Source organism: Actinotalea ferrariae CF5-4, assembly GCF_000603945.1.
Classification (GTDB): Bacteria; Actinomycetota; Actinomycetes; order Actinomycetales; family Cellulomonadaceae; genus Actinotalea; species Actinotalea ferrariae.
The window spans coordinates 1-8,447 of record NZ_AXCW01000134.1 but is presented as its reverse complement, the minus strand read 5'-3'; the positions used below and the strand labels follow the sequence as shown (position 1 = coordinate 8,447).

The following is an 8,447-nucleotide window of genomic DNA, read 5'->3' as shown; positions in this document are numbered from 1 at the left end:
GACCGCGCCGGCGCGCACCGCCGCGCCGGCCCCCGCGCAGCCGCTCCCCGGCGGCGCCCAGCATCGCGGGGACGAGCGTGAGGGAGACGAGGACGGCCATGCCGACGGCGACCGCGGCGGCGACGCCCATCGTCGTGAGGAACGGGATGCCCGCGACGCCGAGCCCGAGCAGCGCGATCATCACGGTGAGGCCGGCGAAGACGACGGCGGACCCCGCGGTCGCCGTGGCGCGGCCGATCGACTCGTCGATGTCCAGCCCCTGCCGGAGCTGGTCCTGGTGCCGCGCGACGATGAACAGCGCGTAGTCGATGCCGACGGCGAGGCCGAGCATGAGGGCGAGCATCGGGGTGGTCGAGGTGATGGGCGCGAACGCGGTCGCGCCGAGCACGAGCAGGAGCGAGACGCCGACGCCGACGAGGGCGTTGGCCAGCGGCATGCCCGCCCCGACGAACGAGCCGAGCGTCAGGAGGAGCACGATCATCGCCACGCCGACGCCGACGAGCTCGGCCAGGTGCGGCTCGGGGAACTCCGCGCTGAACAGCTCGCCGCCGAGCGAGGCCACGGCGCCGTCGGGGAGCGCGGCGCGCAGGTCCGCGGTGACAGCGGCGAGCTCCTCCTTCGTGGCGTCGGGCACGCTGCTGGAGCCCTCGTCGAGCTGCACCGAGACGAGGGCCGCCGCCCGGTCCTCGGCGACCGCGCCCGCGGCGAGGGTCTCGTCGAAGGGCGAGACCGCCGCGGCGACGCCGTCGACGGCCGCGAACGCGGCGACCGCGTCCTCGACCGGGTCCTGCACGGCCGGGTCGTCGACCGTCGTCCCGTCGGGCGCGACGACGACGACCTGGGCGGACGCCCCGCTGATCTGCGGGAAGGTCGCGGCCAGCCGGTCGAGGGCCGCCTGGGACTCGGTCCCCGGGATCGACACGGAGTTGTCCAGGCCCTGCTGGACGAGCCCGACCGTGCCCCCGAGCAGGACGAGGGCACCCACCCAGCCCAGGACGACGAGGCGTCGCGAGCGGGCGGCCCAGCGGCCGAGGGTGTAGAGCGCGGAGGACACGGGCAGCTCCTGCGACTGATCGACGCTTCAACCGGATACAAGGACGTATCCGATGCAGCAATGTATGCGATCGGTCGTGATCCACCAAGCGGCGGCGGTGTGCTGGGGCTCCTCCCTCACAGGTGCGGCACAGCGGGGTCTCCCGGGACGACGACGGCGCGGTGACACGGGCCGTAGCCCCGCGTCACCGCGCCGTGGGTCCTGATGCCCGCGTGGCGGGCATCAGGAGGTCCGGGCGCCCGTGGCCGGGCGCCGGTGGGTTTCCGGGCGCGCAGGCCCGGGCGCCGGGTGTCAGCGCGTCAGGCGGCGACGTCCGACGAGGAGCGCCGTGCCGACCGCGGCGAACGCCGCGGCGAGCCCGAGCGCGAGGACCACCGAGGCGCCCGTGGCCGCCAGCGCCGCGCCGGGGACGGGACGCGACGCGGGGAGCCGGACCGTCGCGCTCGTCGTGCCCGTGGCGTCGGTGACCCGGACGACGGTGCTCGTCGCGACGCCGCCGACCGACTCCACGGTCACCGTGCCGACCCCGACGTTCGGCAGGTCGAGCACGCCACCGACGGCCCGCAGCGTGGTGGTGAACGAGACGCCCGCGTTCTCCCAGCGCAGGGCGACCGGCCCGGTGAACGGCGCCCCGGCAGGGTCCGTCACGGTCAGGCTCAGCCGCGCGCTCCCGGCGAACCCGGCGTCGGCCCGGCCCACCTCACCGGCCACGAGCACCACGCCGACGGTGTGGTCCGTGCCGCCGTCGGTGTCGCCGGTGGGGTCCAGGCCGGCGGGCCGCTGCATGGTCATGCGCCACGGCCCGGGCTCGAGGTCGGTCACGCCGTAGCGGCCGGCCGTGTCGGTGAGCAGCGTCAGGACGGACCGGGCCTGCGGCGCGGCCGCGGCGGTCCGGCCGAAGCCGATCGCTGCGAGCTCGACCTGCTCGACCTCGAGCGGGACGCCGCGCAGCAGGGGGTCCTCCGCGTCCTGCCGGCCGTCCCGGTCCAGGTCGAACCAGGCCACGCCGCGCAGGGCGGCGAGGAGCGGCCGGGGCGTGGGGTCCGGCGTCGGGTCCGGGGTGGGATCCGGCGTCGGGTCGGGCGTCGGGTCGGGCGTCGTCGTCGGCGTGACGAACGAGCGGATCTCACCGCGGACGGTCGTCCCGCCGACGGTGCCGACGGTGCGGAACCAGTAGCGGGTCCCGCCGGTGAGCCCTGTCAGCGGGACGGAGACGGGGAAGGCCTCGCCCGTGCCGGTGAGCGGCACGGGGGTGGTCGTGGCCGCACCCGCGAGGGTCTCGTCGGTGCCCCACGCGAACCACCACGTGCCCTGCTCGTCCTCGGCGGGCAGCGGGAACGTCACGGTGCCGGGCAGGGTCGCCCCGCCGGGCGTCACGCCGGTCGCGGGGTCGGTGGTCGCCGCGGGGGCGAGCTCCATCGCGGCCTCCACCGCCTGCACGATGCCGGCCAGCTCCTGCGGGTCGGTGCTGTCGCCCTCGGCGCCCTGCTCGAGGAGGTCGGCGACGACCGCGGCCGGGAGGATGCCCGCGCCGAGCTCGACCTGGGCGAAGCGCTGGACCGTCATGGCGCCGCAGACGGCCCTGCCCGCACGGGTCAGGGTCGTCCCGGACCAGATGGCCGAGCCGGTCGTCCAGTTCAGGCCCGGGTCGACGCCGCCGGCCGCGGCGTCGGGGACGATGTCGCCCCAGATCTTCTCGGTCGGCGCGTAGTCCCGTGCGGGGTCGAAGACCGGCCCGCTGTGGCTCGTGTGGTCGTTCCCACCGGCGCCGTCGACGGCGCTCGCCGACACGGTGATCCGGCGGTACGGGTTGGTCACGGCGTGCGTCCGGTGGCAGATCGTCACCTTGTCCACCGTCGGCCCGTCGAACACGGTGGGGTCGCCCCCGACGCAGCCGCTCTCCCAGATGGCCTGACCGGTCGCCGTCCAGTTCTGGCCGGCGAAGGTCGCGCTCGGCGGGATGACGTCGCGGCGGTGGCCGTTCTGGTGGCCGGTGAGCGCCGTCGTCTCCTTGGTGTAGGCGCTGCCGGTGTCGTGGCACACGTAGGACGCCACGGGGTCGCCGGGTACGGCGGAGGCGGCGCCGAGCGGGGTCAGCGGTGCGAGGGCGAGCAGGACGGCGGTGGTCAGCGCTGCGCTGAGCCGACGCCGGCGCCGGGGCGCGACGATCACGGGGGCTCCTGGGGAGGACGGGTTCCCGACGGCGACGTCCACCCCCCCCCTGGGTGGTCGCCCTCGGTCGACAAGGGGTCGGCGGTGAGCGTGCCCGTCCCGGTGAGGATTCCGGGGGGTGCTGCCACCCCTCTCGCGGGTGAAACCGCTGCGCTGTCGCTCGCTCGGAGCAGCGTGCGTGACGGCTGCACGACCCCGCGGGCCGATGATGAACGGCATGGTCCGGATCGGGGTCGTCCTCGCCCTGCTCGCGGTCGGGACGGTCGTCCAGGTGGCGCCCGTGGCCCCGGACGTCCAGGCGGCGGTCTACGGGGCGGCCGCGCTGGGGGCGCTCGGCCTCGGCGCCCTCGCCCTCCGGGAGCGCCCCGCGCGCGCCCGCCGGGGCTGGACGGCCCTGCTCGCGGGGCACGCCACCTGGCTGCTGGGCGACGTCGTCGGCGGGTACGAGGTCGACGAGCTGGGGGTCTCGCTCGGCCTGGGGCTGTCCGACCTCCTGTACCTCGTGGGCTACGTCGTCCTCGTCCTGGGCGTCAACGCGTTCGTCCGGGCCGGCGGCCGCGCGCACGACCTCACCGCCCTGCTCGACGCGGCGATCCTCACGGTGGGTGTCGCGATCCCGGCGATCACGTTCGTCCTCGCGCCGCTGGTCACCGACGACGACGCGGGGCTCCTCGTCACCGTCGTCCGCGGTGCCTACCCGCTCGGCGACCTCCTGGTCCTGGCGATGGTGGCCCGGTTCGTGCTCACCAGGCGCCTCCGGTCGCTGTCCTCGGTGCTGCTCGTCGCGGGCCTCACCGCGACGCTGGTCGGCGACGCGGCGTGGAGCGCGCTCCTCGTCGACGAGCCGGACGGCTCCTGGCCCCTCCTCAACGTCCTGTGGCTGGCGGGGCACGTCCTGCTGTCGGTCGCCGTCCTCCACCCCTCGGCGCCGGACCTGGCCTCGGCGCCGCCGTCGGTCGAGGTGGTCCCCGCCCCGTGGCGCCTCCTGCTCCTGGTCCTCGGCGCGCTCATGCCCGCCGGGACGCTGGCGGCCGTCGGTCTGCTGGGGCGTCCGATCCCGTGGCTGCTGCTGGCCCTGGGGAACGCGCTGCTCACGGTGCTCGTGCTCGTCCGGCTGGGTGGCCTCCTCGAGCGGGTGGGGCGCCAGGCCGTGCAGCTCGCCGCGCTCGCCCGCCGCGACGAGCTGACGGGTGCGCCGAACCGGCGGACCTGGGACCACGAGCTGTCCCGGGCCTGCGCCCGGGCGCGGGACGAGGGCCGGCCGCTCTCGGTCGCGATCATCGACCTCGACCGGTTCAAGGCCTACAACGACCACTACGGCCATCCCGGGGGTGACCGCCTGCTCCGGGACGCGGTCGCGGCCTGGGTCGCCGAGCTGGGGGACGCCGGGCTGCTCGCCCGCTACGGCGGGGAGGAGTTCGCGGTCCTGCTCCCGGGCCTGGAGCCGGCCGAGGCGGCGACGGTCGTCGAGCGGCTGCGGCACGTCACCCCGCACGGCCAGACGTTCAGCGCCGGGGTCGCCGGGTGGGTGCCGGACACGGAGCCGGTCGAGGTGGTGCTCGCCGCCGACGTCGCGCTCTACGACGCGAAGCGATCCGGCCGGGACCGGGTCGTCGTCGCCGGCGCCGACCCCACGGACGACGACGTCCCCACGGCGCTGCGCGGCGTGCGGGCGGAGGTCCGCACGGTCCGGGACGCCCGCGGCGACGTCGCGGCCTGGCAGGTCGTCGCCGGCTTCCCGCACGACCTGGATCCGGCGTCGGTGGTCGCGGCGGCGCACCGGGAGGGCGTGGGGGACCTGCTCGAGGCGGCGGTCCTGCGCTCCGCGCTCGCGCTCCCGGACCGCCCGCCCGGGACCGACCTGCACGTCCGCGTCGGGACGTCCTCGCTGGCCTCGGACCGGTTCTGGGACCTCCTCCCGGAGCGGCTGGACGGGGTGGTGCTCGAGGTCCAGCACCGCGGCGGGTCCGGGGAGGCGGTCCAGCGCCGGCTGGGCCGGCTGCGCGAGCGCGGGGCGCGCCTGGCCGTGGGGCAGGTGGGCGGCTCGGGCGGCGAGGCGGACCGGCTGCGCCACGTCCCGGCCGACGTGGTGGCGATCGACCCGCACCTGGCCGTCGGCTGCGCCGACGACGCGGACGCGGTGCCCGTGCTGCGCGCCCTCGTGGAGATGGCGCACCGCCGCGGCGCCACGGTCCGCGCGGACGGCGTCACCCGTGCGGAGGACCGCGCCGTCCTCGTGGAGGTGGGCGTGGACCTCTTCGCCGACGACGACGCCCGGACGGTCCGGCGCGGGCGGAGGGTGCTGCGCTGAGGGGCCGCCCGGCCGCCCGGCCCCGCGTCCCCCCGGATACGCTGGTCAGATGCAGCACGCGACGGGCGCCGCACCGGCAGCCACCGAGGTGGCACCCCGCGTCGACTCGGCCCGTCGCCAGCGCACGCGGGAGCGGCTCATGGACGCGGCGTACGAGCTGTTCGCCGCCCAGGGGGTCCACGCGACGCCCATCGAGGCGATCGCCGAGGCGGCCGGGTTCACCCGTGGGGCCTTCTACTCGAACTTCGAGAGCAAGACGGAGCTGTTCTTCGCCCTCGCGGAGCGGGAGTGGCGGGCCCGGCTGGACCACCTGCGGACGACCTTCGAGCGGCTGCTGCCGGGGGAGGCCCTCGAGGGCGACCGGCTCGACCCGGAGGTCGTGACCCGGCTGGTGGCGGAGATCTTCGACTCCCTGCCCGACGACCGGCTGTGGCACCTGGTCCATGCGGAGTTCGAGCTGCTCGCGATGCGCGACCCCGAGGTCGCCCCGCGGTTCCTGGCGAGCACCGAGGCGGTCCAGCGCGAGCTGGCGGCGCTCCTGGACGTGACCGTCCGGTCCCTCGGGCTGCGCTTCGTGATGGACCCGGCGGACCTCACGCGCCTCGTCGTGGAGCAGCACGACGCCGCCCTGCGGGACGCGATCCTCTCCGACGCGGAGGACCGCAGCGGCGCCGCCCGCGCGACGGTGATGCGGTCGCTGCCGCTGCTCCTCACGCGCCTGACGGAGCCCCTCGACCCCTGAGCCCGCGATTTCCCACGGCGGCACCGTCGGCGTCGTCGCCGGGACCCAGGGAGGATGGCGGGGTGACCCACCTGTCGACCGACCTCACCGACCTGCGGACGACCGGCACGCCGGGCGAGGGCGCGGCCGGCGACGGCGCCCGGTCGGGCTGCCCCGTCGCGCACGGGTCCGACGGCGTGTGGACGCTGTCCACCCACGCCGCCGTCGTGCAGGCGGCGCTGGACCCGGAGTCGTTCTCGAACGCCGTCTCGCGGCACCTCCAGGTGCCGAACGGGCTCGACGGCCCTGCCCACGCGGCCTTCCGGACGGTCGTGGAGCGGTACTTCACGCCGGGGCGGATGGCGGCGGTCGAGCCGGTGGTCCGGCGGGTGGCCACGGACCTCGTCGCCGGTCTCACGGTGCCCGGCCAGGTGGACGCGGTCGAGGTCGGCGCCGTGTTCGCCGTCCGGGCGCAGTGCGCCTGGCTCGGCTGGCCGGCGGACCTGGAGGAAGGTCTGCTGCGGTGGATGGCCGACCACCGCGCGGCGACGCGCTCCGGCGACCCGGCCCGCACGGGGGAGGTGGCCGCCCGCTTCACGGCGCTGGTCCGCTCGCTCACCGACGCGCGGCGGGCGGCCGGTGCGGACGCCCCGGACGACGTCACGACCGAGCTGGTGCGGGACCACGTGGACGGGCGTCCGCTCACGGACGAGGAGATCGTCTCCGTCCTGCGCAACTGGACGGGCGGCGACCTCACCTCGATGGCGCTGGCCGCGGGCGTGGTCCTCACGCACCTGGCCGACGACCCGGACCTGCAGGCCCGCGTGCGCGACGGCATGCCCGACCGGGAGCTCGACGCGGTGCTCGACGAGATCCTGCGGATCGACGACCCGTTCATCGGCAGCCGGCGGGTCACCACGCGGCCGGTCACCGTCGCCGGGACGCAGGTCCCCGCAGGCGCCCGGGTGGTCCTGAGCTGGACGGCGGCGAACCGCGACCCCGCGGCGTTCGGCGACCCGGACGTCCTGGACCCGGAGCGCAACGCGCCCGCCAACCTGGTGTGGGGGACCGGGTCGCACGTCTGCCCCGGGCGTCCGCTGGCCACGCTGGAGCTCCGCCTGCTCGTGCGGGAGGTCCTCGCGGCGACGACCGCGGTCGAGCCCGACCCGGACCGGCCTCGGCAGCGCGAGCTGCCCCCGGCGGGTGGCTTCGCCGTCGCGCCGGTCGTCCTGCGCTGACCGGGAGGCCTGCCGGGCGGGTCCCGGGGACCGGCCCGGCGGACGGCTGATCCTCCGGTCCGGTCGGGCGGGGGCGCGGGCGTCCGCGGCCGGGAGTGTTGCGGCCCGGTTCATCCCGGGCTGCGCCGCCGTTCACCGGCCCGTCGCCCGACCGCGATGAGGTCGAGGAGTCACCCCCTCGCCCTCCGGGAGCCCTCGCCGATGTCACGCCCAGCCCGCACCCGCCGCCGCTCCGCGACGAGCCTGCTCACCGCCGCCGCCGTCCTCCTCGGGGGCCTCGTCCCCGTCGCGCTCGCGCCGACGGCTCAGGCCGTCGAGCAGCCGCGCCTCGTCGTCACCGAGATCGCGCCGGACTCGGCGTCCTACGACGACTACGAGTACGTCGAGCTCGCGAACGCCGGCTCGACGGACGTCGACCTGACCGCCGAGGGCGTCACGCTCGCCTACACCTACGTGGACTCGGACGACCGCACGCGCGACGTCGGGCTCGTCGTGCCGGAGGGCACCGTCGTCCCGGCCGGCGGGGCCGTCGTCCTGTGGCTGTCCTACCGGACCTCGACCGTGGACAGCTTCGCGCGGACGGAGGCGGACTTCCGGGAGCACTGGGCCGCGGGCGCGCCGACGACCGACTACCCCGTGGTCCGCATCTCGGGTCAGGCGGGCATGGCCAACTCCGGCGACCGCGGTATCCGTGTCGTGGCGGCCGACGGCACCGCGATCGGGTGGTCGTTCTACCCCGCCGGGTCCGTCGCCGTGGACGGCACCGCCCACTTCGCCCTCGCCGACGGCGCCGCTGCCCGGCTCGTTCGGGGACCGGCTGCCGCCACGCCCGGGGCGGTCGAGGCCTCGGCGCTCGTCCCGCCCAGCGACCCCGGTCCCACCCCTGACCCGGAGCCGACCCCCGACCCGGACCCGACCCCCGACCCGGAGCCCACGCCGGACCCGGACCCG

6 protein-coding genes are annotated in these 8,447 nt (G+C 76.7%); 4 read left to right on the top strand and 2 right to left on the bottom strand.

What is annotated here, in order from left to right; translation table 11 throughout:
- On the bottom strand, nucleotides 1–1,054 hold a 1,054-nt coding region (locus N866_RS12085; RefSeq protein WP_034226675.1), incomplete at its 3' end, for an MMPL family transporter.
- Between the two features lie 291 nt (nucleotides 1,055–1,345).
- Entirely contained in the window at nucleotides 1,346–3,226 is a 1,881-nt protein-coding gene (locus N866_RS12080) for an SdrD B-like domain-containing protein (protein WP_034226673.1), read from the bottom strand.
- A gap of 178 nt (nucleotides 3,227–3,404) precedes the next feature.
- Here N866_RS12080 and N866_RS19940 point away from each other — a divergent pair, with 178 nt between their 5' ends.
- The 4 genes from N866_RS19940 to N866_RS12060 all read left to right on the top strand — a co-directional run.
- Nucleotides 3,405–5,537 carry a sensor domain-containing diguanylate cyclase gene (locus N866_RS19940; RefSeq protein ID WP_155855336.1) on the top strand — a complete coding sequence of 711 codons (2,133 nt, stop codon included), beginning with the start codon at nucleotides 3,405–3,407 and terminating at the stop codon, nucleotides 5,535–5,537.
- Between the two features lie 49 nt (nucleotides 5,538–5,586).
- On the top strand, nucleotides 5,587–6,279 hold the full coding sequence (locus N866_RS12070; protein ID WP_052022977.1) for a TetR/AcrR family transcriptional regulator: 693 nt from the start codon (nucleotides 5,587–5,589) through the stop codon (nucleotides 6,277–6,279).
- Between the two features lie 62 nt (nucleotides 6,280–6,341).
- The gene (locus tag N866_RS12065; RefSeq protein ID WP_245612576.1) at nucleotides 6,342–7,496 is read left to right on the top strand and encodes a cytochrome P450; all 1,155 of its coding nucleotides are present in this window, start codon (nucleotides 6,342–6,344) and stop codon (nucleotides 7,494–7,496) included.
- A 201-nt stretch (nucleotides 7,497–7,697) separates the two neighbouring features.
- Nucleotides 7,698–8,447 (top strand): lamin tail domain-containing protein (locus N866_RS12060; RefSeq protein ID WP_034226671.1); only part of this gene is annotated, 750 nt, incomplete at its 3' end.